General features: G+C 63.5%; 2 protein-coding genes and 1 pseudogene. All 3 read right to left on the reverse strand.

Annotated elements, in window-relative coordinates:
- Positions 1-538 (reverse strand): EAL domain-containing protein (locus FUT88_RS25470; RefSeq protein ID WP_147219333.1); only part of this gene is annotated, 538 nt, incomplete at its 3' end.
- Between the two features lie 8 nt (positions 539-546).
- Entirely contained in the window at positions 547-1065 is a 519-nt protein-coding gene (locus FUT88_RS25475) for a GAF domain-containing protein (protein WP_147217521.1), read from the reverse strand.
- 27 nt (positions 1066-1092) lie between these two features.
- Positions 1093-1340: pseudogene (locus FUT88_RS25480) on the reverse strand (methyl-accepting chemotaxis protein); the annotation flags it as partial.

Consider the following 1340-nt stretch of genomic DNA (forward strand, 5'->3'; position numbering starts at 1 on the left):
CCGCGGTTTCCACCTTCTCGGCAAGCACCTTGAACTGGTGACGCCGCGCGGCAGCAAGAATCTCGTCAATGGCCGCAGGCGTTGCCGCGCTGACGTCCACCTTCACGACGTCAACCAGGTCCAGCATTTCGCGGGGCACAGAGGTGATGTCCGTCACATCATCCAGGGCAAGCCGATAGCCGTGCTTTTGCAATGCCCTGCATTCGGCAATCGTCGCCTCATCAAACTGCACGGTCTCCAGCAGTTCGAGCGTGAACCGCTGGGGCGGCAGGATCTCCAGCAGCGCGAGATTGATGGAGTGCTGGCCGATGTTGACGTAGCCGCCCAGATCGCCCAAGACGCGGTCGACGCCAAACTCGCTGACCGTGTTCAGGATGACGTTGCTTGTCGCCAGGGTGCCGTCGGAGAACTCCGCACGCGTACAGCGGGTGGTCCCCCGAAACAGCAGCTCGTAGGCCACCAATGCGCCGGCTCGATCGACAATCGCTTGTCGCCCGATCAGCGCGTGGCCGCCATCGCTTTCCGCTTGCGCTTGCATCGATCGGCTCACGGCAGCGCAGCGGCCGACATGCTTGTGTCGGCATGCGACGTGATGATGTGCGAGCAGAAGTGGGCCAGGTCTTGCAGCACGGCAATCTGCGCGGCATCGATCTGCCGGGGCACCACATCGAGCACGCACAACGTGCCCAGCGCATAACCGGCTCGATCAACGAGCGGTGCGCCCGCATAGAAGCGGATGAACGGGTGCCCCGTCACCAAGGGGTTGTCTGCAAACGTCGGGTCGGCCGCGGCGTCTTCCACGATGAACGGCTCCGCCCCCAGGATGGCGTAGTTGCAGAACGCCCATTTGCGGGGAGTCTCGCGCGTGTCCAAGCCGTGGCGGGACTTAAACCACTGGCGCCGATCATCAACAATCGAAACCAGCGCCATGGGCACGCCCAACGCATGGCAGGCCAGCCGCGTGAGCCGGTCGAACTTCGGGTCATCGGCGGTGTCGAGAATGCCGCACGCCAACACTGCCTCTACGCGCTCGCTTTCGCGTGCGCCTACTGGGTAGTCGCTCATTGGTGTCTCCTTGGGGGGGCCGTCTTCTTATGCGACCTGGAAGCTCTGCACCGAGTGCGCGAGCGCCTTGCCCTGTTCCTCAAGCGCTTGGGACGCGGCTGCGGCCTCCTCAACCAGCGCGGCATTGCGCTGTGTCATTTCATCCATCTCTGACACGGCAATGTGGATCTGCGCGATGCCCTGGCTTTGCTCGGCACAGGCCGCCGCAATCTCTTCAATGAGCGTCGTCACGCTGGCCACGGAGGTCGTGACCGATTCCATCGTCTTGCCCGCAC

This window comes from Ralstonia sp. TCR112 (genome assembly GCF_007997035.1).
GTDB lineage: Bacteria > Pseudomonadota > Gammaproteobacteria > Burkholderiales > Burkholderiaceae > Ralstonia > Ralstonia edaphi.

Coding starts and splice junctions, on each gene's coding strand:
- FUT88_RS25475 (WP_147217521.1), bottom strand. CDS start 1,065: ATGAGCGACTACCCAGTAGGCGCACGCGAAAGCGAGCGCGTAGAGGCA.